At 75.7% G+C, this 23,684-nt stretch carries 22 protein-coding genes; 7 read left to right on the top strand and 15 right to left on the bottom strand.

The window, feature by feature from the left end; genetic code table 11:
* Positions 1-195 precede the first annotated feature (195 nt).
* Together Q7T67_RS19860 and def are read right to left on the bottom strand one after the other, a co-directional pair.
* Positions 196-1,077, bottom strand: coding sequence for a methionyl-tRNA formyltransferase (locus Q7T67_RS19860; protein ID WP_304794042.1), 882 nt, complete (start codon positions 1,075-1,077; stop codon positions 196-198).
* Positions 1,074-1,658: a peptide deformylase gene (gene def, locus Q7T67_RS19855; RefSeq protein ID WP_304794039.1), complete on the bottom strand. Its 585-nt coding sequence runs from the start codon at positions 1,656-1,658 to the stop codon at positions 1,074-1,076. Before def ends, Q7T67_RS19860 begins: the two co-directional genes overlap by 4 nt.
* A gap of 79 nt (positions 1,659-1,737) precedes the next feature.
* Between def and dinB the strand changes: the two genes are divergently transcribed.
* Complete coding sequence (gene dinB, locus Q7T67_RS19850) at positions 1,738-2,994, top strand: DNA polymerase IV (RefSeq protein ID WP_304794036.1); 1,257 nt, start codon at positions 1,738-1,740, stop codon at positions 2,992-2,994.
* Positions 2,995-3,121: 127 nt separating this feature from the next.
* Here the strand turns inward: dinB and Q7T67_RS19845 are convergent, their stop codons facing one another.
* Complete coding sequence (locus tag Q7T67_RS19845; RefSeq protein ID WP_304794033.1) at positions 3,122-3,697, bottom strand: class IV adenylate cyclase; 576 nt, start codon at positions 3,695-3,697, stop codon at positions 3,122-3,124.
* Positions 3,698-3,748: 51 nt separating this feature from the next.
* Positions 3,749-5,959: a primosomal protein N' gene (gene priA / locus Q7T67_RS19840; RefSeq protein WP_304794030.1), complete on the bottom strand. Its 2,211-nt coding sequence runs from the start codon at positions 5,957-5,959 to the stop codon at positions 3,749-3,751.
* Between the two features lie 197 nt (positions 5,960-6,156).
* Here priA and Q7T67_RS19835 point away from each other — a divergent pair, with 197 nt between their 5' ends.
* Entirely contained in the window at positions 6,157-6,720 is a 564-nt protein-coding gene (locus tag Q7T67_RS19835; RefSeq protein ID WP_304794027.1) for a PH domain-containing protein, read from the top strand.
* Between the two features lie 26 nt (positions 6,721-6,746).
* On the opposite strand, the gene Q7T67_RS19830 is transcribed toward Q7T67_RS19835, so the two are convergent.
* Both Q7T67_RS19830 and Q7T67_RS19825 read right to left on the bottom strand, forming a co-directional pair.
* Positions 6,747-7,301, bottom strand: coding sequence for a hypothetical protein (locus tag Q7T67_RS19830; protein ID WP_304794024.1), 555 nt, complete (start codon positions 7,299-7,301; stop codon positions 6,747-6,749).
* Between the two features lie 87 nt (positions 7,302-7,388).
* Positions 7,389-7,694, bottom strand: coding sequence for a glutathione S-transferase N-terminal domain-containing protein (locus Q7T67_RS19825; RefSeq protein WP_304794021.1), 306 nt, complete (start codon positions 7,692-7,694; stop codon positions 7,389-7,391).
* 140 nt (positions 7,695-7,834) lie between these two features.
* Here Q7T67_RS19825 and Q7T67_RS19820 point away from each other — a divergent pair, with 140 nt between their 5' ends.
* Positions 7,835-8,701 (top strand): NAD(P)-dependent oxidoreductase, encoded by an 867-nt coding sequence (locus Q7T67_RS19820; protein ID WP_304794018.1) that lies wholly within the window; start codon positions 7,835-7,837, stop codon positions 8,699-8,701.
* A gap of 110 nt (positions 8,702-8,811) precedes the next feature.
* Here the strand turns inward: Q7T67_RS19820 and Q7T67_RS19815 are convergent, their stop codons facing one another.
* Positions 8,812-9,378: a TetR/AcrR family transcriptional regulator gene (locus tag Q7T67_RS19815; RefSeq protein ID WP_304794015.1), complete on the bottom strand. Its 567-nt coding sequence runs from the start codon at positions 9,376-9,378 to the stop codon at positions 8,812-8,814.
* A 47-nt stretch (positions 9,379-9,425) separates the two neighbouring features.
* On the opposite strand from Q7T67_RS19815, the gene Q7T67_RS19810 reads away from it, so the two are divergent.
* A complete protein-coding gene (locus tag Q7T67_RS19810) occupies positions 9,426-10,391 on the top strand; it encodes a DMT family transporter (protein WP_304794013.1) in 966 nt (321 codons plus the stop codon).
* Here Q7T67_RS19810 and Q7T67_RS19805 read toward each other — a convergent pair.
* The 5 genes from Q7T67_RS19805 to cmk all read right to left on the bottom strand — a co-directional run bounded on the left by Q7T67_RS19805 (position 10,382) and on the right by cmk (position 16,031).
* A complete protein-coding gene (locus Q7T67_RS19805; protein WP_304794010.1) occupies positions 10,382-11,008 on the bottom strand; it encodes a pyridoxamine 5'-phosphate oxidase family protein in 627 nt (208 codons plus the stop codon). The two genes, Q7T67_RS19810 and Q7T67_RS19805, sit on opposite strands and share 10 nt — an antisense overlap.
* Positions 11,009-11,085: 77 nt before the next feature.
* Positions 11,086-12,306, bottom strand: coding sequence for a methionine adenosyltransferase (gene metK, locus Q7T67_RS19800; RefSeq protein ID WP_304794005.1), 1,221 nt, complete (start codon positions 12,304-12,306; stop codon positions 11,086-11,088).
* Positions 12,303-13,847, bottom strand: coding sequence for a hypothetical protein (locus tag Q7T67_RS19795; protein WP_304794002.1), 1,545 nt, complete (start codon positions 13,845-13,847; stop codon positions 12,303-12,305). The genes metK and Q7T67_RS19795 overlap by 4 nt, the downstream gene beginning before the upstream one ends.
* Positions 13,848-13,899: 52 nt before the next feature.
* The gene (gene der, locus Q7T67_RS19790) at positions 13,900-15,384 is read right to left on the bottom strand and encodes a ribosome biogenesis GTPase Der (protein WP_304793999.1); all 1,485 of its coding nucleotides are present in this window, start codon (positions 15,382-15,384) and stop codon (positions 13,900-13,902) included.
* Positions 15,381-16,031: a (d)CMP kinase gene (gene cmk / locus Q7T67_RS19785; RefSeq protein WP_304793996.1), complete on the bottom strand. Its 651-nt coding sequence runs from the start codon at positions 16,029-16,031 to the stop codon at positions 15,381-15,383. The genes der and cmk overlap by 4 nt, the downstream gene beginning before the upstream one ends.
* A gap of 153 nt (positions 16,032-16,184) precedes the next feature.
* On the opposite strand from cmk, the gene Q7T67_RS19780 reads away from it, so the two are divergent.
* On the top strand, positions 16,185-17,444 hold the full coding sequence (locus tag Q7T67_RS19780) for an MFS transporter (RefSeq protein WP_304793993.1): 1,260 nt from the start codon (positions 16,185-16,187) through the stop codon (positions 17,442-17,444).
* Positions 17,445-17,544: 100 nt separating this feature from the next.
* Here the strand turns inward: Q7T67_RS19780 and Q7T67_RS19775 are convergent, their stop codons facing one another.
* From Q7T67_RS19775 to aroF, 3 genes are all read right to left on the bottom strand, one after another.
* Positions 17,545-18,441, bottom strand: coding sequence for an alpha/beta fold hydrolase (locus Q7T67_RS19775; RefSeq protein WP_304793990.1), 897 nt, complete (start codon positions 18,439-18,441; stop codon positions 17,545-17,547).
* A gap of 20 nt (positions 18,442-18,461) precedes the next feature.
* Positions 18,462-19,772, bottom strand: a complete 1,311-nt coding sequence (aroA, locus tag Q7T67_RS19770) for a 3-phosphoshikimate 1-carboxyvinyltransferase (RefSeq protein WP_304793988.1) — start codon at positions 19,770-19,772, stop codon at positions 18,462-18,464.
* Between the two features lie 138 nt (positions 19,773-19,910).
* Positions 19,911-20,954: a 3-deoxy-7-phosphoheptulonate synthase gene (gene aroF / locus Q7T67_RS19765; protein WP_304793986.1), complete on the bottom strand. Its 1,044-nt coding sequence runs from the start codon at positions 20,952-20,954 to the stop codon at positions 19,911-19,913.
* A gap of 438 nt (positions 20,955-21,392) precedes the next feature.
* Between aroF and Q7T67_RS19760 the strand changes: the two genes are divergently transcribed.
* Entirely contained in the window at positions 21,393-22,178 is a 786-nt protein-coding gene (locus Q7T67_RS19760; RefSeq protein ID WP_304793983.1) for a response regulator transcription factor, read from the top strand.
* Positions 22,175-23,578, top strand: a complete 1,404-nt coding sequence (locus tag Q7T67_RS19755; RefSeq protein ID WP_304793981.1) for an ATP-binding protein — start codon at positions 22,175-22,177, stop codon at positions 23,576-23,578. The genes Q7T67_RS19760 and Q7T67_RS19755 overlap by 4 nt, the downstream gene beginning before the upstream one ends.
* Positions 23,579-23,684 lie beyond the last annotated feature (106 nt).

Here is a 23,684-nt window from a genome sequence, read left to right as displayed (position 1 = left end):
GTCCCGCGGCGCGCCGGGCGCGCCGGTGGTCGCGGGTCCGCGCTTGGGGCGGCGCTCCCAGCGGTCGGGGCGGCCGGACCCGCGCTTGGGCAGCTCGGAGTCGCTCATCGGGCGACCCGTCCGCGGTGGTGCTCGGCGTGGGCGACGCGGCTCATCGGCAGGTCGCCCCGTGGAGGTCGTCGGCGGCGGCGCGCGTCATCGGCCGGCCTTTCCTCGGAGGTAGTCGGCGTAGGTCATGGTGCCCTTCCCGGGCGGTTGGACCTCGAGCAGCTCGAGGGTGCCGTCCTCCGCGACCCGCGTGCGGCGGACCCCGAGGTACGTGTCGTCGTCCTGCAGCAGGCGGGCGCCGATGTGGGGCGCCAGCGCCCGGACGTGGTCGTGCCGGGTCCGAGCGGGGGCGGCGGGGTCCAGGTCGCGGTCGGCGGCGACGATCTTCTCGGCGTACGTGATGCCCTCGTCGGGCTGCGGGGTCGCGCTGAGCGTCCCCGCGGCGACCTCGTCGAGCGCCCGCAGCAGCAGCGTCGAGCCGAGCTCGACGAGCCGCGGGGCGACGTCGCCGTACGTGTCGTCGGGGCCGATCGGGATCCGCTCCTGCAGCTGGACCGGGCCGGCGTCGAGCTCCTCTACGAGCTCCATGATCGACACCCCGGTCTCGCGGTCCCCGGCCATGATCGCCCGCTCGACCGGGGCGGCGCCGCGCCAGCGCGGGAGCAGCGACGGGTGCACGTTGAGGATCGGGTAGGCCGACAGGAGCGGCTCGCGGACGATCGCGCCGTAGGCGCAGACGATCAGCGCGTCGGGCTCGTCCGCCGCGATCCGGGCGACGACCTCGTCGTCGATGCGGTCGGGCTGCAGCAGCGGCAGGTCGAGCTCGCGCGCGGCGTCGGCGACCGGCGGTGCGGTGAGCCTGCGCCCGCGGCCCGCCGGGCGGTCGGGGCGCGTGAGGACGAGCGACGGGGCACGCCCGGCGGCGACGAGGCGACGCAGCACGTCGGCGGCGAACCAGCTCGTGCCGAGGAAGGCGGTGCGGACGGGGGCGGCGCCGGTGTCGGCCGGGGCGGGCGGGTCGGCGCTCATGCGCCGGCGGTCGCGGCCGCGCGCAGCTCGCGCAGCGCCCGCTTGCGCTGGTCGCGCGAGGTGCGGTCGAGGATCAGGACGCCGTCGAGGTGGTCCATCTCGTGCTGGATGATCCGGGCCTCGAACCCCGAGGCCTCCACGGTGATGTCCTCGCCCTCCTCGTCCTGGGCGGCGACGCGCAGGAACACGGAGCGCTCGACGTCGACGAGGATCCCGGGCAGCGACAGGCAGCCCTCCTGGCCGACCTCGGACTCCGCGCCGCGCCACTCGATGCGGGGGTTGACCAGCCGGCGGACGGGGCCGTCGCCGCCGTCGACCGCGTAGACCAGCACGCGGTGGAGGGTGCCGACCTGGTTGGCGGCGAGCCCGACGCCGTGGGCGGCGTGCATGAGCTGCCCCATCGTGTCGAGCTCGCGGCGCAGCTGCTCGTCGAAGATCTCGACGTCGCGCGCCTTGCCCTTGAGCACGGGATCGCCCCACTGGCGGATCGCCTCCATCGCGGCGCGGCGACGGGCGGCGGCCTCGTGCTCCTCGGGGGTCAGGGACCGCCCCGGTCCCTCCTGGATCTCCACGTCGGCCATCGACCGTCCAGGGTATCGCGGGTCCCGCGGCGGACGGCGGACGGCGCGGTCCGTCCGCGGACGGTGCGAACATACGTTCGTGGTCGGCGTCCGGGCCATCCTCCACGCAGACCTGGACGCCTTCTACGCGTCGGTCGAGCAGCGCGACGACGTCGCGCTGCGCGGCCGGCCCGTGGTCGTCGGCGGCGGCGTGGTCCTCGCCGCCAGCTACGAGGCGCGCGCCCACGGGGTGCGGGGCGGCATGGGCGGCGGGCAGGCGGCACGGCTCTGCCCCGCCGCCGTCGTCGTCGCCCCGCGGTGGGACGCCTACGTCGAGGCGAGCGCCCGGGTGAGGGCGATCATGGAGGAGGCCGCGCCCGAGGTCGAGCCGGTCTCGATCGACGAGGCGTACCTCGACGTGACGGGGCTGGACCGCATCGGCCGCACGCCCGCGGGGGTCGGGGCGTGGCTGCGCCGCGTCGTCCGCCGCGAGGTCGGCCTGCCGCTGACCGTCGGCGGGGCCAGCACCCGGATGCTCGCCAAGATCGCCTGCGGCGCCGCCAAGCCCGACGGCCTGCGGGTGCTGGCCCCGGAGGACGAGCTCGCGTTCCTGCGCGCCCGGTCCGTCGGCGCGGTCCCCGGGATCGGCCCGGCGACGATGGAGCGCCTGCAGGCCTTCGGCATCGCGACGGTCGGAGATCTGGCGGGGTTGCCGGAGGAGACCCTGATCGCGTGGTTCGGGGCGCACGCCGGCGGCTGGTTCCACCGGATCGCCCACAACCGCGACGGCACGCCCGTGCGGCGCGGGCGGGCGCGGCGCTCGTTCGGCGCCCAGGCCGCGCTCGGCCGCGGGCCGCACGCCCCCGCGATCGTCGACGCCCGGCTGCTCGGCCTCGCGGACCGCGTCACCCGCCGGATGCGCGAGAAGGGCCGGGCCGGACGGACGATCACCCTGCGGGTCCGGTTCGGCGACTACGATGCGATCACCCGGTCCCGCACCCTGCCGCTGCGGACCGCGGAGTCGGCCGTCGTGCTGGCCACGGCGCGCGACCTGCTCGCCGGCCTGCGCCGCGAGGTCGCCGCGCGGGGCCTGACGCTCGTCGGGGTCGCCGTCTCGGGCCTGGAGGCCGACGACGCACCGCTGCAGCTGGCCCTGCCGCTCGACGAGGACGACGACGGCACGTGGCCCGCCGACCCGGAGGACGATCCGCGGGCGGTCGACGCGGCGCTGGACGCGGTCCGCGCGCGCTTCGGCACGGACGCGCTGACCCGGGGCGCGCTCCTCCGGGCGGGTGCGGCGCCGCCGGCGTGGCTCGGGCCGGCCGACCTGGTCGAGGCGGCGGACGGCGCGGGCTGAGCAGGACGACTCCGCTGCGGCGGGCCAGGGCGGAGGGCAGACGGGGCGGGCTGCGCAGGACGACTCCGCGGGCCAGGGCGGAGGGCGAAGCGGAGGGGCGGGCCCTCGCGATCCTGCCGCCTGTCCTTCAGTTCCTCGTCAGCAGGCCCGCGTAGCCTTGCGCCTGCACGTCGGCGTCCTCGATCCCGAGCAGCTCCCGCAGCTCCGCCACCTTCGCGGCGCACTCCTCCTCGTCGCCCGCGGGACCGACGACGGCCTCGAGCTCCACGAACGTCCCGAGGCCGTCGACGTCGTCGAGGTGGATCCGGACGCCCTGCCGGAGCAGGAGGCCGCGGGTCTTCAGGACCTCGACCGTGACCCCGAGGCGCTCGTCGAGCGTCGCCCGGACGGTGGCCGGGTCGTCGACCGGCAGCAGGTCGTAGGCGCTGCCGCGGGCGGTCGCCTCGTCGGTGCGCTCGTAGTGGACGAGCTCGGCCGTCAGGTCGTGCTCGCCGGCGTACCCGGGCCACGGCTCGCGGCGCTCCTCGCGCAGCTTCAGCCGCCCGTGCGGGGCGGCGAAGTACGTGTCGCGCTGGTGCAGGACCGCGGTGGGCACCGCGCCGGCGGCGAGCGCCCGGCGCTCGGTCTCCTCGACGTCGCCGCACCGCGCCTTCAGCTCGACGTTGCGGCCGGTCGTCGGGGCGGGGCGGTCGTCGGAGGGCATCGGTCCAGGGTGCCACGGCGCCGTGTGCCCCGCCCCACCCCTCGGGCGACCTCAGCGCGGGTCGACCTCGATCGCCAGCACCACGCCGCGGTGGGCGTTGTCGTCGACCACCGCGGCGACGGCGTCGCGGACCGCCGCGACCGTCGCGGCGCGCGAGACCGCCTTGACCAGCAGCTGGCGCCGGAAGCGCGCCTGCCTGCGGAAGAGCGGGACGGGGCCCATCGTGTCGGCCGGCATCCGCAGGACGAGGTCGTCGGCGGCGGCCTGGACGCGCCGCTCGTCCTCGTGCTCGCAGACCACGCGCACGATCGTCGAGAACGGCGGGTAGCCGTGGAGCCGACGGCGCTCGATCTCCTCGACCACGAACCCGTGGGCGTCGTGGCGGGCGGCGAAGCGCAGCGACGGGTCGTCCGGCGACCGCGTCTGGACCAGGACGCGCGCCGGGGCGTCCGAGCCGCCGCCGCGGCCGGCCCGACCGGCGAGCTGGGCGACGAGCTGGAACGTGCGCTCCTGGCTGCGGAAGTCCGGGAACCGCAGGGTCGCGTCGGCGTCGACGACGACGCCGAGCTCGACGCCGGGGAAGTCGTGGCCCTTGGCGATCATCTGGGTGCCGACGAGGATCCCGTGATCCGCGGCGCCGAACGCCTCGAGCACCGACGAGCGGTCGCGGACGTCGGCGTCCAGGCGGTAGACGTGGCCGGGCAGGTCCTCCGCCAGCTGCTCCGTGCCGAGGCCGTGCTGGCCGACCGAGACCGAGCTGCACGAGACGCACCGCTCCGGGGGCCGTTCCTGGTGGCCGCAGTGGTGGCAGCGCAGGACGCCCGAGGTGCGCCCGGTGCGCTCGGACCGCCCGCCGTGAAGGACGAGCGAGACGTCGCAGTTGGGGCACTCCCACGTGTGGCCGCAGTCCGCGCACTCCATCCAGGTCGCCCAGCCCCGCCGGTTGAGCAGGACGATCGCCTTGCGGGCGTCGGCGATCGCGCGGTGGACGTCGGGATGGAGCGCACCGCGGGTGGCCCGGACGTCGATCAGCCGGACGTGGGGCATCTCGCCGCCGTCGGCGCGCCGCGGCAGGCCGATCCGTCGCAGGGACGCCCACGACTCCGGACGCGGGGTCGCGGAGCCGGCCAGCAGGACGGCCCCGGAGTCCCCGGCGCGCCAGGCGGCGACGCGCCGGGCGTCGTAGCGCGGGTCGCCGTCGTGCTTGTACGCCGGGTCGTGCTCCTCGTCGACGATGACGAGACCCAGGTCGGAGACGGGGGCGAAGACCGTCGACATCGGCCCGACGCAGACCCGCGCCTCGCCCGACCGCAGGCGCCACCACTCGTCGCGCCGCTCGCCCTTGGACAGCCCGGAGTGCAGGACGGCGACGGTCTCCCCCAGCCGCCGGCGGAACCGCTGCACCGTCTGCGGGGTCAGCGCGATCTCGGGGACCAGCACGAGCACGGTCCGCCCGGCGGCGACCACCCGCTCCGCGGCCTGCAGGTAGACCTCGGTCTTGCCGGAGCCGGTGACGCCGTGCAGCAGGAGCCGGCGCTCGCGGACCGGCAGGTCGGGGTCGGCGAGCACCCCGGCGATGCGTTCGACGGCGAGCGCCTGGTCGGGGTTCAGGAGCGGCGCCGTGCGCCCGTCGCCGTGGAGCGCCCCGATCGACGCGTGATCGGGCCGGCGGCCGTGCGCGCGGGCCTCGATCGTCACCAGGCCGCGGGCCTCGAGCCGCCGGAGCGCCGGGAGGTCGTCGCCCGTCCAGCCCGGCAGGCGGTCGAGCAGGGCGCGCTGGTTGGCGTTGAGGCGGACGCCGGCCCAGGGGTCGGTCGGCGGTGCCGGAGGGCCGTCGGTGGCCGAGCCCTCCCCGGAGGACGGGACGTCGCCCGGGGTCGACCCGCCGCCGGTGCCCTGCGGGCCCGCGGCCGACGGGTGGACCGGCTCCGCCCAGAACCGCGTGCGCTCCCCCACGCCCTCCGGCGGCAGGAGCAGCTCGAGGCAGCGGGCGCGCGTCGAGACGATGTCGTCCGCCATCCACAGCGCCAGGCGGACGAGCTGCGGCGGGAGCGAGACGTCCGAGACCGCCGTCGGGGCCTTCAGGCGGTGCGCGGAGTCCTCCGCCAGCCCGGTCACCACGCCCCGCAGCCGCTGCCGGCCGAACGGGACGTCCACCACCGCGCCGATGTCGCACCCCTCGGGGCGGGCGTAGTCGAACGGGCCACGGACGCCGCGGGCCGAGACCAGCGGCTCGACCTGGATGACGCGCGGACCGAACACCTCGGGGGATGGTCGCAGGAGGTCGGCGCGGGACGGCGGGCGGCGGGTGTTCCGGCACGGACGGGGGCCGGGGCGGCCCCGGACGCCACCCGCCCGCGGCGGGCCGGCGGCCGACGGCGGACGTTCGGGCGATCCCCGGGGCGTCCACCGTTCACCCGACTCCGTCGACCGCCCTGTCCGCCGGTATCGTCGCGGGCATGGACCTGAACGACGACGAGACCCAGATCTTCTCCACGAGCCCCTCGTGGCGCAGCCAGTTCGGCAAGCACGTGGCGGTCGTCGTCGGCGCGATCCTGGTCGGCGTGGTCGTCGGGTTGATCGCCGAGATCGGGATCGGCATCGCCGCGGGCGTCGTCATCGCCCTGGTCGCCGTCGGCCTGCTCTGGGCGGAGCGCTCCAGGACGACGTACATGGTCACGAGCCAGCGGATCCAGGTCCGGGAGGGCTTCCTCTCGAAGGAGGTCCAGCAGACCCGCCTGGACCGGATCCAGAACGTCACGCTCGACCAGTCCGTCGCCGACCGCCTGCTCCGCATCGGCACGGTCGACTACGACACCGCCGGCGACGACGGCTCGCGCTTCCGCATGACCGGCGTGGCCAACCCCGACGCCCTCGTCCGGCTCGTGGACCGGACCCAGCGCAGCGCCTTCGACTCCGAGCGCGACCGCACCGCCCGCGCCGAGGCCGAGGCCGACGCCCGGGTCCGCGGCCGCACGTCGCCGCGCGAGGGCGGCTCGGGGGACCAGGGCCAGGGCATCTGACCGAGCGGGGGCGTTCGCGCCTCCCCTCAGTCCTCGTCGAGCCGCGCGGACCCCGCCTCCCAGAGCGCCTGGGCGACGGCGATCGGCACCCGCGCGGTGCGAAGCCCGCGGATCTCGGCCGCGGTGAGCTGCAGCAGCGCGACGGCCGGGGCCTCGGACCCGCCGGGGCGGTCGGCTCCCGGGGGACCGCCGGCGGACGACTCCGCCCCGTCGGGGAGCCACGCGACCACCGCGACCGCGTCGTCCGGCAGGTCCTCGTCGCGCAGGACGAGCGGGCCCTCGCGGCGGAGGTGCAGGACGACGAGCCCGGACGCCCGGACGCTCGACCGCAGGGCGGCCGCCTCGTCCGGCGCGACCTCTCCGCCACGCCCGGCGGACCGCCGGAGCAGCTCGTCGAGCTCGCCGCCGTCGGCGGTCAGGACCTGGGACGTCGGATCCTCCCGCCGCTCCGGGTCGTCTCCGCCGACCGGGGCGGCCCTCGTCCTCGCCCCGCCTCGCGCGTCCGCGGCGTCGCCCGCGACCGCACCGCCCAGCGCGTCGAGGATCCGCCGGAGCCACCCGGTCGCGCGCTGGTCCGTCATGGGTCGTCGGTCATCGATCGTCGCGAACGTCCCGGACGTCGAGGACCACCGTCCCGGCCACCCTCGGACGCCGGCGGCCCGCGGCGCTCAGCCGGCGTGCTCCCGGGCCCAGCGGACGATCGACCCGCTCCCGGACACGGTCTCGCCGCCGGGCAGCACGAGGACGGGGAGCTTCTCCTGCCCGCTGACCCGCTCCAGGTCGCCCCGGGTGCCCGCGGCCCCGATGCCGAAGGGCCGACCCTTGCCGTAGACGATCTTGTCGTGCGCGATGCCGGCGCCCTCCAGCGCGGCGTGGGCCTTCGCGCACGGGTGCAGGCGGGGCATCTTCGCGTCGATGTGACAGACGTAGAGGGTCGGCGTGGTGACGTCGGAGGTGACGAGGGTGTCGGCCATGGGTGCGCTCCTGCTCGGGTCGCCCGATCCTCCCACGGGGGGCGACGCCCGACCAGGGCGCTCGTCGCGGCGACGCGTTCCGGGTAGCTGCACCGGGACCGCGCGACCGCGCGACCGTCCTCGAAGAGCAGGAGTCCCCCATGCCCAGCACCCCCGTCGTCGCGTTCCTCGGCACCGGCACCATGGGCGCCCCGATGGTGTCGAACCTGTTGCGGGCCGGCCTGACCGTCCGCGTCTGGAACCGGACCGCCGAGAAGGCCCGCCCGCTGGCCGACGAGGGCGCCGAGCTCGCCGCCGACCCGGCCGACGCCGTCCGCGGCGCCGACGTCGTCGTGACGATGCTCGACGCCGCCGACGCCGTCCGGCAGACGATCGCCGCCGCCGCACCGGGCCTGTCGACCGAGCAGGTCTGGATCCAGGCCAGCACCGTCGGCGTGGCCGGGACGCAGGGCCTGATCGAGCTGGCCGGTGACCTGGGCCCGCGCTTCGTCGACGCCCCCGTCCTCGGCACCCTGGGTCCGGCGCAGGACGGCACGCTCGTGATCCTCGCCAGCGGCGCCGACGACGCGATCGACGTCGCCCAGCCGGTGTTCGACGCCGTCGGCTCGCGGACGATGCGGGTGGGCGCCGCCGGGGCGGGGACGCGGCTGAAGCTCGTCGCCAACTCGTGGGTCCTCGCCGTCACCGCCGCCACGGCCGAGGCGTTCGCGCTCGCCCAAGGGCTCGACCTGGACCCGCGGCTCTTCGTCGAGGCCGTCTCCGGCGGTCCGCTCGACCTGCCGTACCTCCACGTGAAGGGGCAGTCGATGCTCGACGACGCCTACCCGACCGCGTTCTCGGTCAAGAACGCGCTGAAGGACGCCCGCCTCGTCGGCGACGCCGCAGGAGAGGCCGGCGTGCGCAACGGCATCGCCGCCGTCGCCGCGGAGCACCTCGACCGCGCCGCGCAGGCGGGACACGGGGAGGACGACATGGCCGCGCTCTTCAAGGGCGTCACGCACGACTGAGGCGCGCGGCGCGGGGCCCTCGTACCGGGCGGAGGTGGCGTCGGGCCCCTGGCGGGGGCGTCGGGCGGGGGGCGACGGGCTCCGGCGGCGCGCCCGTCGGCGCCGTCGCCTCACGCCATGAGGGCGGCCGCCGCGCCGGCCGCGACCGCGAACGGCGCGTCGACGGCCCGCATCCCCGCCGCGACCGTCGCCCCCTCGTGGAGCAGCATCAGCCCGGCGCCCAGGGTGCTCGGGTCCGCGGCGCCCGAGGCGGCGGCCAGACCCGTGAACAGGTCGAGCATCCAGCGCTTCTGCTCGACCATCACCGTGAAGGCGGGGTGGGCGGGGTCGTCGATCTCGGCGTGGGCGTTGACCATCGCGCAGCCGTGCGACCCCCGCTCGCTCGACCACTGCCCGGCCGCGGCGAAGACCGCGGCGACCCGCTCCCGCGGGTCGTCCCCCGCTCCGTCCAGGCGACCCTGCAGGACCTCGCGCCACTGCCGGTCGCGCTCGGCGAGGTACTCGGCGACGAGACGCTCCTTCGAGCCGAAGCGGTCGTAGAGCGTCTTCTTCGTCACGCCCGCACGCTCGGCCACGGCGTCGACCCCGACGGCGTGGATGCCCCGGGCGTAGAAGAGCTCGGACGCCGCCCGGAGCACCGCGCGCGCCTTCGGGGTCCACGTGATCGTCTCGGCCATGGGTCGAGCATAGAGCACCGAGTACACCGATCGGTATAGTCGCCGGGATGGCAAGTAGACCGATCGGTATACCTTGGCCGCGGATCGTTGCGGCGCGCCCCTCCCGGAGCACCTGGATCACCGTCGGTCTCGGCGTGCTGTTCGTCGTCTCCTGGTCCTCGGGGTTCATCGGGGCGAAGCTCGGTGCCGGTCAGGCGCCCACCGCGACGGTGCTCATGTGGCGGTTCGTCCCGCTCGCCGTCGTCCTGGTCCCGCTCGCCCTGCGGCGGGCCGGGCGCGGTCTGCGCGGACACCCGCGGGCCGAGGTCCGGCGCCACGTCCTGGTCGGCCTGCTCTCGCAGTCGGGGTACCTGCTCACGGTCTACGGCGCGATCGGCCTGGGCGTCAGCACCGGCACGACGGCCCTCGTCGACGGCGTGCAGCCCCTGGTCGCGGCGGCCCTGGTGGGCCCCCTCCTGGGTCTCGTCGTCGGTCGTCGCGGGTGGGCGGGCCTGGCGCTCGGCCTCACGGGCGTGGTCCTCGTCACGTGGTCCGACGCGACGTCCCCGGCGAGCACCGCGCCGTTCTGGGCCTACCTCGTGCCGTTCACCGGCATGCTGGGCCTCGTCGCCTCGACGTTCCTCGAACGCCGGTCCCGGATCCGGACCCCGCCGATGACCGCGCTGGCGATCCACTGCTCGACCTCCGCCGTCGTCTTCACCGGCCTGGCGCTGGCGACCGGGACGGCGGTGCCGCCGTCGTCGGGCGACTTCTGGCTCGCGACGGCGTGGCTGGTGCTGCTGCCGACCTTCGGGGGCTACGGGCTCTACTGGCTGCTCGTCGAGCGGGTCGGCGTGACGTCGGTCAACGGCCTGCTGTTCCTGATCGCCCCCGTGACCGCGGTCTGGGGTGCGGCGATGTTCGGCGAGCCGCTGACCGTGGTGACGGTGGCCGGCCTCGGCCTGGCCCTCGCGGCGGCGCTGGTGGTGGGCCGGGAGGCGCCTCGCGGCGCCGGGTCCGGCGTTCAGCCGTAGAGCCGCCGCCCGTACGCCGGTCCGTAGTAGGCCTCGAGCTCCTCCATCCGCTCCTCGGGCCGCTCGAGGGCCTTGGCGATCGCGGCCCGCGACGGCACGGTCGCCTCGGGGCCCCAGGTCTCCGGGTCCCACAGCTTCGCCCGCAGGAACGCCTTCGCGCAGTGGTGGAAGACCTCGTCGACCTCGACGACGAGCGCCAGCGCCGGCCGGTGGGGCCCGACGACGAGGTCGTCGAACCACGGGGCGTCCCGGACGACGTGGGCCCGTCCGTTCACCCGCAGCGTGTCGCCCCGCCCGGGGATCAGGAAGTTCAGGCCGACGTGCGGGTTCTCCAGCACGTTGCGCAGCCCGTCCGCGCGACGGTTCCCGGGCCGCTCGGGCAGCGCGATCGTCGTGTCGTCGAGGACGTGGACGAGCCTCCCGGCGGGGTCGCCCTTCGGCGAGACGTCGCAGCGCCCCTCGGCGTCCGCGGTCCCCACCAGGCAGAAGGGCGAGGCGGCCAGCCACCGCCGGTCGAGCTCGTGCAGCGTGGACCGCGCCTTGTCGCGGACCCGCGGCAGCGGCTCACCGACGATCGAGCGGAGCTCGTCGAGCGTCTCGATGCGCCTGCCGTCCATGCCCCCATGGTCGCAGCTGCCCGGAACGACGACGGGCGCCGCAAGCGGCGCCCGTCGGTCCTGCGAGGTGCGGTGGGCTAGAGGCCGGCGGCGGCCTTCAGCTCGTCGACCTTGTCGAGCTTCTCCCACGTGAAGTCCGGGTCCTCGCGACCGAAGTGGCCGTAGGCGGCCGTCTTCTGGAAGATCGGGCGGAACAGGTTCAGGTGGCGGCGGTAGGCCAGCGGGCGGAGGTCGAAGACCTCGCGCACGGCCTTCTCGATCTTCGAGCGCTCGATCTTCTCCGTGCCGAACGTCTCGACGAGGATCGAGATCGGCTGCGCGACGCCGATGGCGTACGAGACCTGGATCTCGGCGCGGTCGGCCAGACCGGCCGCGACGACGTTCTTGGCGACCCAGCGCGTCGCGTACGCGGCGGAGCGGTCGACCTTGGAGGAGTCCTTGCCCGAGAACGCTCCGCCGCCGTGGCGGGCGGAGCCGCCGTAGGTGTCGACGATGATCTTGCGGCCGGTCAGGCCGGTGTCGCCGACCGGGCCGCCGATGACGAAGCGGCCGGTCGGGTTGACCAGGAACTCGTCGATCAGCGTGTTCTCGTCGTACAGGTCGCCCGGCAGGACGTGCTTGACGACGTGCTCCCAGAGGTCGGACTTGATCTGCTTCTGGTCGAGCACGTCCTCGGTGTGCTGCGTCGAGATCAGGAGCTTGTCGATCGAGACCGGCTTGCCGTCGCGGTAGCGGACGGAGACCTGGGTCTTGGCGTCGGGGCGCAGGTAGTCCAGCTCGCCGGACTTGCGCACGGCGGCCAGGCGCTCGGCCAGGCGGTGCGCGTTCTGGATCGCGACCGGCATGTACTCCGGCGTCTCGTTCGTCGCGTAGCCGAAGATGATGCCCTGGTCGCCGGCACCCTCGAGGTCGAACTCGTCGCCGGAGCCGCCCTTGTGCTCCGTCGCGTCGTCGACGCCCTGCGCGATGTCCGCGGACTGCGGGTCGATCGCGTTCAGGACGGCGCACGAGTCGTACGAGAAGCCCAGGTCGCCGTGCGTGTAGCCGATCTTCTTGATCGTGTCGCGGGCGACCTGCTGCACGTCGATGTACGCGTCCGTGCGGATCTCGCCCGAGACGACCACGAGGCCGGTGTTGACCAGCACCTCGCAGGCCACACGCGCCTTCTCGACGTTGGAATCGCTCGCGAGGACCGCGTCCAGGACACCGTCCGAGATCTGGTCGGCGACCTTGTCGGGGTGACCCTCGGAGACGGACTCCGAGGTGAACAGGTACTCGTTATCGGCGTACTGGCTCATGGGATCCTGAGGTCGACGTCAAAGGTTGCTTCCCGGCCCTCCGTGCGGGACCGCATCCGTGCCGAGGTGACCCGGCGCAGACCGTCCAGCAGGGCACGGTCCGCGGCACGCGCGCTCCCGGCCGGAGGGGCCGCGACGCGCACGAGCTGCGAGAAGTCGAGAAAGCCTATCGACATGGGCCGATTTCGGCTTTCGCCGCCTCCGCGGTCCCAGTCGACGCGATCGGTCAGTCGCGGACCGGGCCCGAGGACCGCCTCGGCGGCGGCCCGCGAGGTGTAGACCACGATCCGGTCGCCGTCGACGAGGTAGCCCGCGCCCCCGCCGCCCGGCAGCCGCAGCGACCAGGAGCGGCGGCCCGCCACCCGGCGGACCGTGAACCGCCGGTCGCCGAGGGCCCGCGCCAGACGGGGACGCAGGCGTGCCAGGGCGGCCGCGGCGCGGCGGCCGTCGGTCACCGGCACGACGACGGTGACCGCCAGGCCGCGCGCCGCCGTCCCCGTCGCGACGCCCCCGGTGGGCGCGGGCCCCGGGGTGAGGACGACCTCGGACGGCACGCGCAACGCACCGACGACGTCCCGGCGCACCGCCCCGCCGATGGCGACGTCGATCCGGTCGACGACGGCCGAGAGCAGCGCCGCGAGGTCCTTCGGCGTCTCGCCGCGCGTCGCCGCGATGACGTCCAGGACGCGGGAGGCGGTCGCGAGCGGGTCCGTCGTCAGGAGGGTGCCCACCGCCGACGCCGGCGCGGCGACCGGGGTGTCCGCCGCGAACGCGCGCCCGGCGCCGGACGTCGTGTCCAGGCGCGCGACCACCCGGGCGCCGTCGCCCGTCGGGACGATCCCGAGCGCGACGCCCCCCAGGTCGGGGCGGTCCAGCGCCGCGGCGAGCGCGGCGGCCCCGTCCCCCCGCGTGGCGAGCACCCGGCGGACGCCGTCGGGGGTCATCCACGCGGTGATCAGCCGATCGTCGGGGAGCCCGGAGACCATGCGTCGCTGCAGGGGATCGGCGGCCAGCGAGCCGCGGGCGCGCGGGGCGCCGAGCAGGCGGCGCGCCCGCCGCACGAGGGCGGCGGGGCCGACGGCGACGAAGCGGCCCAGCCGCTGGGAGGTGCGCCCGCCGCACCGCCGCACGGGGCCGGCGTCGGTCCGGGTCCCGCCGCGGCCGAGCAGCACGAGCGGCGCGGCCGGCCCGCCCGCCCGGGTGCGCAGCAGCGCGACGGTCACGTCGCGCGTCCGCACCGTGATCGGCGGGCACCCCTCGGGCACCAGCTGGGCCCGCAGCCGGCCGAGCAGCGCGGTGCCGCCGGGCAGGTCGTCCAGTCGGCGGAGCGCGTCGTCGACGGGGGCACGGGTCTGGTCGGCGACGACCTGGACGGTGATCAGCGCGTCGTCGGGGACCAGGCGCAGCGACGCGCCGGAGGGCCGGAACGGCGGGGCGTCGTCGGCGCGCAGCAGCAGCACGCCGAGGACGGTGAGCAGGACCGCGAGGGTCGCGGCGACGACGAGGCGTCGCAGCGACGGCCGTCGGGGCGTCCGCGGCACGGGTCGGACCGGCCGTCGCGCTCAGCCGGCGGCTGTCGCGACGCCCGCCATCTCAGTCGTCGTCGAGCGACGCGTCGCCCGCGTCGATCCACGGCAGGTGGTCGATCGCGGGGTCGATCGGGAACTCCTCGACCTCCGCCAGCTCCTCGTCCGGCACGACGTCCTCGTCGTCCAGGACCTCCTCCTCGATGATCCGGCGCTGGCGGCCCGGCGTCATCGAGACCTCGCTGCGGCGGGCACGGCGCTCGTTGAAGTCGATGATCACGGGCACGCCGTCGAAGCCGAAGCGCGCGCGCAGCCGGTTCTCGACGAAGTAGGCGTAGGACCGCACGACGCGGGCGCGGTCGTTGACCGAGATCGCGAAGCGCGGCGGCTCCTCCCCCACCTGCGTGATGTAGAGCATCTTCAGGCGGTTGCCGCGGACGGCCGGCGGCTGCTTGGCCTCGACGACCTCGGCGAGGAAGCGGTTGAGCTGCGAGGTCGGGATCCGGCCCTTGCGGCGGTCGCCCAGGGCGATCGCCTCCTCGATGACCCGGTTGATGTTGCGGCCGGTCTTCGCGCTGGCGGTGAGGACACGCGGGCGCAGGCGGAGCTTCTGCTGGACGTGCCCGCGCTCGTGCGCCAGATCGTCGTCGGTCATGTTGTGCTCGTCCCACTTGTTGAGCACGATGAGCGTCGAGCAGCCGGCGCGCATGGCCAGGTCGGCGATGCGGAAGTCCTGGGCGGTGACGCCGTCGGCGGCGTCGCAGACGACGATCGCCACGTCGGCGCGGTCGACCGCCCGCTGCGAGCGGAGCGTCGTGTAGTACTCGACGGACTCCGAGACCTTCGACTGGCGGCGCATGCCGGCGGTGTCGACGATGATCAGGTCGCGGCCGTCGATCTGGATCGGCAGGTCGATGGCGTCGCGCGTGGTGCCGGCGACGTTGGAGACGATCGTCCGCTCGTCGCCGACGAGGCGGTTGAACATCGTCGACTTGCCGACGTTCGGGCGGCCGATGATCGCGAGGCGGAGGACGTCGTCCGCGCCGGGATCGCCGTCGCCGTCGGGCAGCGCCTCGACGACCTTGTCGAGCAGGTCGCCGGTGCCCAGGCCCTGCGCGGCGGAGACGGGCATCGGCTCGCCGAGGCCGAGGCCGTAGAACTCCGACGCCGCCGGGATGTCCTTGCCGACGTCGATCTTGTTGGCCGCGACGATCTTCGGGCCCTTCCAGCGCCGGAGGATGTCGGCGAGCTCGGCGTCGCCGGGGCGCAGTCCGGACTTCGCGTCGACGACCATCACGACGACGTCGGCGGTGAGCAGCGACGCGCGGACCTGATCGAGGATGGCCGCGGCCATCGGGTCGGGGTCCAGGGCGTCGACGCCGCCGGTGTCGACGAGCTCGAAGGTCCGGCCGTTCCACTCGGCCTCGACGTGCTTGCGGTCGCGGGTGATCCCGGAGCGCTCGTGCACGACGGCCTCGCGCCGACCGGTAAGCCGGTTGACGAGCGAGGACTTGCCGACGTTGGGGAAGCCGACGATGGCGACCTGTCTCATGATGCGGGGTCCTTCGGGGTGGTCGCGGGCCCGCGGACGTCGTCCACGAGCTCGGCGATCCGGGTGACGACCTCGTCGAACGAGAGGCCGGTGGTGTCGACGAGGACCGCGTCGTCGGCCTGCCGCAGGGGCGAGGCCTCCCGGGTGCGGTCGCGCTCGTCGCGCTCGCGCAGGTCCGCGAGCTCCTCCTGCAGGGTGCGGCCGGTCTGCGCCGCGCGGCGGCCGGCCCGCTCCTCGTCGGAGGCGGTGAGGAAGACCTTCAGCTCGGCGTCGGGCCGCACGACGGTGCCGATGTCGCGGCCCTCGGCGACCCAGTCGCCGCGCCGGGTCAACGCGCGCTGGCGCTCCACGAGGTTCTCGCGGACGGCGGGGTCCGTGGCGACCTCGGAGGCGCGCTGGCTGACGGCCGGGGTGCGGATGACGTCCGTCGCGTCCATGTCGTCGAGGAACACGCGCGTGCCCTCGAAGTCGATCGCGAGCTCCTCCACCGGCCGCGTGCGGTCGGCGGACTCGTCCTGCACGCGGGCCAGCGCCACGCAGCGGTACATGGCGCCGGTGTCGAGGTACGTGAAGCCGAGATGGGCGGCGACGGCACGCGCCACGGTGGACTTGCCGGCCCCCACGGGGCCGTCGATCGCGACGAGCATCGGCCCGAGGATAGAGCGGTCGGAGACCGCACCGCGCGGCCCCTCCGCGGCACGGGGGCCCGGGCCGGGTGGGGTTCGAACCCCTCCGTGCGCGGGGTCACGTCGCCGACGGGGGCGCGGGCCGGGCCGCCCGTCGCGCTACAACAGTGGGCCGTGCGCGCCCTCCGTCCACTCCGCGACCGGGACTTCCGGCTCCTCTGGTCCGGCCTCGCCGTGTCGCTGGTCGGCGACGGCGTCTGGCTCGTCGCGCTGGCCTGGCAGGTCATCGAGCTGGGCGGCGGACCGCTGCAGCTGTCGCTCGTGACCACCCTCTTCGGGGTCGGTCTGGTCACGTGCATCCTGTTCGCCGGGGTCGTCGCCGACCGCGTGCCGCGCCGGCGGATCATGGTCACCGCGGACGTCGCCCGCGGCGTCAGCACCCTGGCCCTCGGCGCCCTCGCGCTGACGGGGACCCTCGAGCTCTGGCACCTCGCCGTCGGCGCCGTGGTGATCGGCTCGGCCGAGGCGTTCTTCGTCCCGGCGTTCACGGCGCTCGTCCCGCAGCTCGTGCCGCCCGACCAGCTGCTCGCGTCCAACGGGCTCGAGGGCGTCATCCGCCCGCTGGCGCTGCAGTCCGCCGGCCCGGCGCTCGGCGGGCTGCTCGTCGCCGTCGCCAGTCCCGGTGCGGCGATGCTGCTGAACGCGGCGACCTACGCGATCTCGGTGGCGTGCCTGATGGCGATGCGCTCCGTCCCGCTCCCGGGCGACGCGGTCAAGGCGGCGAGCGGGATCCGCCCCGTCCTGGCCGAGATGGCGGAGGGTGCGCGCTACGTCCGCTCGCAGCGCTGGCTCTGGGGCACGCTCGTCTTCGCGATGGTCACGATCCTCTTCCTGCTCGGGCCGATCGAGGTGCTGCTGCCGTTCCTCGTGCGCGACGAGACCGGCGGCGGATCGGCGGAGTACGGCCTGCTCCTGGCCGCCTACGGGATCGCGTCGGCGACGGGGGCGCTGATCGTCTCGTCGCGCCCGTTCCCGCGCCGGTACCTCACCGCGATCCTGCTGCTGTGGGGTCTCGGCACCGCGCCGCTGGCGATCCTCGGGTTCCTCGACCACCTGTGGGCGATGGCCGTCGTCCTCGTCGTCGTCGGCCTGCTCGACTCGGGCGGCCAGGTGATCTGGGGCACGCTCCTGCAACGGCGCGTCCCGCCGCGCCTGCAGGGCCGCATCGCCAGCCTGGACTGGTTCGTGTCGCTCGCGCTCATGCCGATCTCGATGGCGCTGGCCGGGCCGGCCGGCGAGCTCTTCGGCGTGACCGCCGTGTTCGTCGCCACCGGCGTCGTCGCGGCGGTGGCGGGCGTGGGGTTCCTCTTCGGCCTGGGACTCCGGCGCGACGAGCTGGAGCACCCGCTGATCGACGAGCCCGCCGCGGCCTGAGCCGTTCCGACGGCGGCGCCCGGTCGCCCGGATCGGCGGCCGGGACGGCGGGTCCGGCGGGTGCGGTCGCCGAGCCGGGGGGGGCGCGGCCCGGTCGGCGTCAGGCGCAGTGCGCCGCGATCGCCGCGGCGGTCTCGGCCGGGCGGTCCTCGACGACGAAGTGCGACGCGTCCAGGGCGTGGCCGCGGACGTCGTCGCACCACGGGCGCCAGGCGTCGACGACGTCCCCGTAGAGGATCGGCAGCGCGCCCCGGGCGCCCCAGAGCGCGAGCGTCGGGCAGGCGATGCGCCGGCCCGCGGCGCGGTCGTCGGCGTCGTGGGCGCGGTCGACCGTCGCACCCGCCCGGTAGTCCTCGCAGATCGCGGTGCGGAAGCCGGGGTCGTCGAGCTGGGCGCGGTAGGCGGCGACGACGTCGGGCGGGTACCGGACGGGATCGGTCGGATCGATGCCGATCCGGGTGACGTGGGCGTCCCAGAACGCGTCGGGCGCTCCGCCGATCAGGTCCTCCGGGAGCGGCGCGGGCTGGGCGAGGAAGCCCCAGTGCCAGTAGGCGATCGCCAGCCGGTCGTCGGCGCGCTCCCAGACCTCCAGGGTCGGGACGACGTCCAGGACGCAGAGGCGGGTGACCCGGTCGGGCAGGTCGAGCGCCATCCGGTAGGCCACCCGCGCGCCGCGGTCGTGCCCGGCGACGGCGAAGCGCTCGTGGCCCAGCGAGGTCATGGCGTCGGCCAGCGCCTCGCCCCACGCGCGCTTGCCGTACGGGGCGTGGTCGTCCTGCACCGCCGGGCGGTACGACGCGCCGTAGCCGGGCAGGTCGCAGGCGACGACGGTGAACCGCTCCGCCAGCCGCGGCGCGACCGCGTGCCACATGAGGTGGGTCTCGGGGTAGCCGTGGAGCAGCAGGAGCGGCGGCCCCTCGCCGCCGACCGCCGCGCGGACCGTCCCGTGGCGGGTCGGCAGATCGCGGACGTCGAGGCCGGGGATGCTCGGGGACATGGGCGGCCCCTACCCCGCCCTCAGGTCCCCGCGCGGCGCTGCAGGTGTGCGACGTGGTCGGCGAAGCCGGGGTACGACACCTCGGCGGCCTCCATGCCCTTGACGGTCACGCCCTCGCGGGAGGCGAGTCCGGCGACGGCGCCGAGCATCGCCAGGCGGTGGTCGCCGTGCGCCTCGATCGTCCCGCCGCGGATCCCGGTGCCGCCCTGCACGACGAAGCCGTCGTCGGTCGCCTCGATGTCGGCGCCCAGGCCGCGCAGGCCGTCGACGACGGTCGCGATCCGGTCGGACTCCTTGTGCTTGAGCTCCTCGGCGCCGCGGACGATCGTCTCGCCCTCGGCGAAGCAGCCCAGGAGCGCCACGAGCGGCAGCTCGTCGATCACCAGCGGGACCTCCTCCGCCTCGACCGTCGTCCCGCGCAGCGGGCCGTGGGCGACGTCGAGGTCGGCCACGGGCTCCTCGCCGGGGACGATGCCGTCCTGCCGCCGCTCCCGCTCGCCGAGGACCACGGCGCCCATCCGCTCGAGCACGTCGAGGATGCCGACGCGGGTCCAGTTGACGTTGACGCCCTCGACCAGCAGGCGCGAGCCCTTCACGAGGACGCCGGCGACGATCGGGAACGCCGCGGACGAGATGTCGCCGGGCACGTGGATGTCGTCGACGGTCAGCTCGTCGACGTGGCCGACGGTGATGCGGTCGCCGTCGCGCCAGAGCGGGACGCCCAGGCGCGAGAGCAGCCGCTCGGTGTGGTCGCGCGAGGCGACGGGCTCGACGACGGTGGTCTCGCCGTGGGCGAGCATGCCGGCGAGCAGCACGCAGCTCTTGACCTGCGCGGAGGCGACGGGCAGCTCGTACGTGATGCCGTGCAGCTGGGTGCCGTGGACGGTGAACGGCGGCAGTCGGCCGTCGGTGGCCTCGATGTTCGCGCCCATCAGGCGCAGCGGCTCGGCGATGCGGTCCACGGGACGGCGGCGGATCGAGGCGTCGCCGTCGAAGCGGAACGAGCGGCCGTCCTGGCCGGCGAGCCAGCCGGGGAGCAGGCGCATCAGGGTCCCGGCGTTGCCGACGTCGATCGTCTCGCCGTGCGCGTCGGGGGTCCGCAGGCCGACGCCCCGGAGCGTGACGCGGGTGTCCTCACGGGTGACGAGCGCGCCCAGGGTGCTCATCGCCTGCAGGGTCGAGAGCGTGTCCTCGCCGGTCAGGTAGTTCGTCACGACGACCGGCTCGGAGGCCATCGTGCCGACCATCGCCGCGCGGTGGCTGATCGACTTGTCGGCGGGCGGCGTCAGCCGGCCCTTGAGCGGCCCCGAGGGGTCGAAGCGGACGTCCATCCGGTGGTGGTCCTTCGCTGGTGCGGTGGGGGCGGGCGTCTGGCGGGGCGCTCCGGCCCCACCCGGTGGACCGTGATCCTACGGACCGCCCCCGGGTGCCCGCGTGGCGCGGACCCGGGAGCGGTCGGCCCGGTCGGGTCAGGCGGGGACCGTGACCGGTGCGGGGACCCGGCCGGCGAGGGCCGCCGCGGCCTCGACCCGGCGCAGGTAGGCACCGAACTCGTCGGCCCGCAGCTGCTGCGGGCCGTCGCAGACGGCCTCCTCGGGCGCCGGGTGCGTCTCGACGATGATCCCGTCGGCCCCGGCGGCGGCGGCGGCCATCGACAGCGGCAGGACCAGGTCGCGCCGGCCCGCCGCGTGCGACGGATCGACGACGACCGGCAGGTGCGTCAGCTCCTTGAGCACCGGCACGGCCGCGATGTCGAGCGTGAACCGGGTCGTCGTCTCGAACGTCCGGATCCCGCGCTCGCAGAGGATGACGTTCGGGTTGCCCTCCTTCAGGACGTACTCCGACGCCATCAGGAGCTCCTCGATCGTCGCCGCCAGCCCGCGCTTGATCAGCGTCGCGACACCGCTGCGCCCGATCTCGGTGAGCAGCGGGTAGTTCTGCATGTTCCGCGCGCCGACCTGGATCACGTCGGCCACCTCGCAGACGGCCTCGACGTCGCGGACGTCCATCAGCTCGGTGACGATCGGCAGACCGGTCTCCTCCTTGACCGCCCGGAGGATGCCGAGCCCCTCGCGGCCGAGGCCCTGGAAGCTGTAGGGCGACGAGCGCGGCTTGTACGCCCCCGCACGGAAGAACTGGACGCCGACGTCGCGCATCGTGCGCGCCGTCGACATCGTCTGCTCGTAGGACTCGACGGTGCACGGGCCCGCGATCGTGGCGAACGCGCCGCCGCCGATCGTGCGCCCGGCGATCTCGAGCGTCGACTCGGGGTCGGGCCCGAACTCGCGCGAGGCGAGCTTGTAGGGCTTCGTGATCGGGACGACGCGGTCCACGCCCGGTGCCGTCGCCAGCGACGCGAGCCGCTCGCGCTGCGTCCCGTCGACGCCGACGGCCCCGATCACGGTGCGCTCGGCGCCCGTGCTGACGTGGGCCCGGGCCCCGCCCTCCTCGACGCGCGAGATCGCGGTGTCGATCTCCTCCTGCGTCGCATCGGCCTTCATGACGATCATCATCTGCTGCTCCTCGCGAGCGTCCTGACGAGCTGGTGTCGACGGTACGCCCGCCGTCTCCGGTGGGTTGTCTGTGCGCCGTCCCGTCGGCGGGGTGAGGTCCTGCCGGCACCCGGTCGCGCGCTCCCCCACGGGAGAGGGGCGGGGACGCGTCCCCGGGCTCAGGAGGACACGACGACCGAGGGCCTAGCGAAATCGCCAGGAGCGCCACGCGTACGAGTCCGGGGAGGACGCGTCGGGGCGCGGGGCGACGACCGGGGAATACTCGGCTGCGGAAGGCAGGGCTCGAGGGGCGGTCGTCGACATCGACCCGGCAACCGTAGCGCACCGGCGCGGCGGGATCGACGGGCGGGTGGCGCCCGTCGGGTCGGCCGCCGGGGACGGGGCCCGGCGGGCGGGGACGGGCGTCGGACGTGGCACCGTGCCGCTACCGTCCTCGCGATGCGGCTGCTGATCGTCGAGGACGAGGCCAAGCTCGCGGCGCTGCTCTCGCGCGGGCTCCGCGAGTCCGGGCACGCCGTCGACCTGGCCGACACCGGCGAGGAGGCGCTGTGGCGGGCGGGCTCCGCCTCCTACGACGCGATCGTCCTGGACGTCGGCCTGCCGACGATCGACGGCTTCGAGACGTGCCGCCGGCTCCGCGCCGACGGGGTGCGCACGCCGGTGATGATGCTGACCGCACGGGGCGAGGTCGAGGACCGGATCGCCGGCCTGGACGGCGGCGCGGACGACTACCTCGTCAAGCCGTTCGACTTCGGCGAGCTGGAGGCCCGGCTGCGCGCGCTCGTCCGGCGGGGGCCGGTCGCCCTGGCGGTCGTCCTGCGGGCGGGCCCGCTGCGGCTGGACCCCGCCGCGCGTCGCGCGTGGCACGGCGACGACGAGCTCGACCTGTCCCAGAAGGAGTTCGCGCTGCTGGAGGCGATGATGCGCCGGGCCGGGGAGGCGCTCGACCGCCGGGCGCTGCTCGAGGCGGCGTGGGACGACGCGTACGACCCGCGCTCCAACGTCGTCGACGTCTACGTCGGCTACCTGCGCCAGAAGGTCGACCGGCCGTTCGGCACCGCGCTGATCGCGACGGTGCGCGGGGTCGGCTACCGGCTCGACGCCCGGGACCCCGGCGCCGCGGGCGACGCGGCACCGGGCGACGCGCCCGGCGTCCCGGGTCCCAGCGACGGTGCGGGCCGCGGCCACCGACCGGGCGCCGGCCGGGAGGGACGGGGCACGTGATCGGCCGGCTCTCCGTCCGGCTGCGGGTCGTGATCGCCTCGACGCTGGCGATGGCGGTCGTGCTCGTGGGCCTCGGCGCGTTCCTGCGGGTCGAGGTCACGCGGGCGCTCGACGCGGGGCTGGAGCGGACCCTCGACGGGCGGCTGGCGGACGTCGCCGGGTCGCTCGCCGCCGGGCGGTCCGCAGCGGAGACCGTGCCGACCGGCGAGGCGGACGAGGACGCCGTCGTGGTCCAGGTGCTCGACCGCTCCGGGCGGGTCCTGGCCGCCAGCCCCGGCCTCGCCCCCACGCCGCTCCTGACCACCGCGGAGCTGTCCCGCGCCGCCGCCGACGACCTCTCCGTCGACCGTCGCGACGTCGCCGTGCGCGACGACGACGGTGACACGGACGCCTTCGCCGCACGGCTGCGCGCCCGCCCCGTCGACGACGACCGCGCCGACCTGCCGATCGTCGTGGCGGCCACGGGCAGCGAGGACCGGGACGCCACCGTCCGCTCGCTCGACACCGCGCTGCTCGTCGGTGTCCCCGTCGCGCTCCTCCTGTCCGGCCTGCTCGGGTGGGCGCTGGCTGCCGGGGCGCTGCGGCCCGTCGAGGCGATGCGGCGGCGCGCCGCGCGGATCGAGGGCCCGTCGGACGAGCGGCTTCCGGTGCCGCCGACCCGCGACGAGATCGCGCGCCTGGGCCACACCCTGAACGAGCTGCTGGACCGGCAGGCGGAGGGGTTCCGGCGCGAGCGGGCGTTCGCCGCCGACGCGAGCCACGAGCTGCGCACCCCGCTGACGATCCTGCGCACCGAGCTGGACCTCGCCGGCCGGGGCGGGCGCGACGCGGACGAGCTGCGCGCCGCGCTGGCCTCCGCGTCGGAGGAGACCCGCCGGCTCGAGCGGCTGGCCGAGGACCTGCTCGTGCTCGCCCGCGCCGAGGCGAAGGACCGGGACGAGCGGGAGGCCGTCCGGACGCGGCCGCTCCTGGAGGGCGTGCGCGACCGCTTCTCCGGCGCGTTCGCGGCCGAGGGCCGCACGGTCGACGTGCTCGACGCGCACGGCGCGCCGACCGACGTCCCGGGCCGCCGCGGCGAGCTGGACCGGGCGCTCTCCGGACTGCTCGAGAACGCCCTGCGCCACGGCGGGGGTGACGTCGAGCTGCGGACCGACGCGCCCGCCGACGGCCTCGTGCGGCTGCACGTCCTGGACCGCGGTCCCGGCGTGCCGGCCGACCTGCGCGGCCGGATCTTCGACCGCTTCGTCACCGGTGCCGGCGACCGGCACGAGCGACGCGGCACCGGGCTGGGCCTGTCGATCGTCGCCGCCGTCGCCGAGGCCCACGGCGGCACGGCGGGGGTCGACGAACGCCCGGGGGGTGGCGCGGACGCCTGGATCTCGGTGGCGGTCGTGGATTGACCGGGCGCGGCCCGGACGGGCCGGTGCCGGCCACGTGCCGCGGGGCGCTCTCATCGAACGCTCATGCACGCCTCCCTAGGTTCCTCCCCACCAGCCACCCCGGTCG

It is taken from the genome of Patulibacter sp. (genome assembly GCF_030655195.1).
In the GTDB taxonomy this organism is placed as follows: Bacteria; Actinomycetota; Thermoleophilia; order Solirubrobacterales; family Solirubrobacteraceae; genus Patulibacter.
Note: the sequence above shows the minus strand (reverse complement) of the source record. Positions and strands in the feature narration are given on the sequence as shown.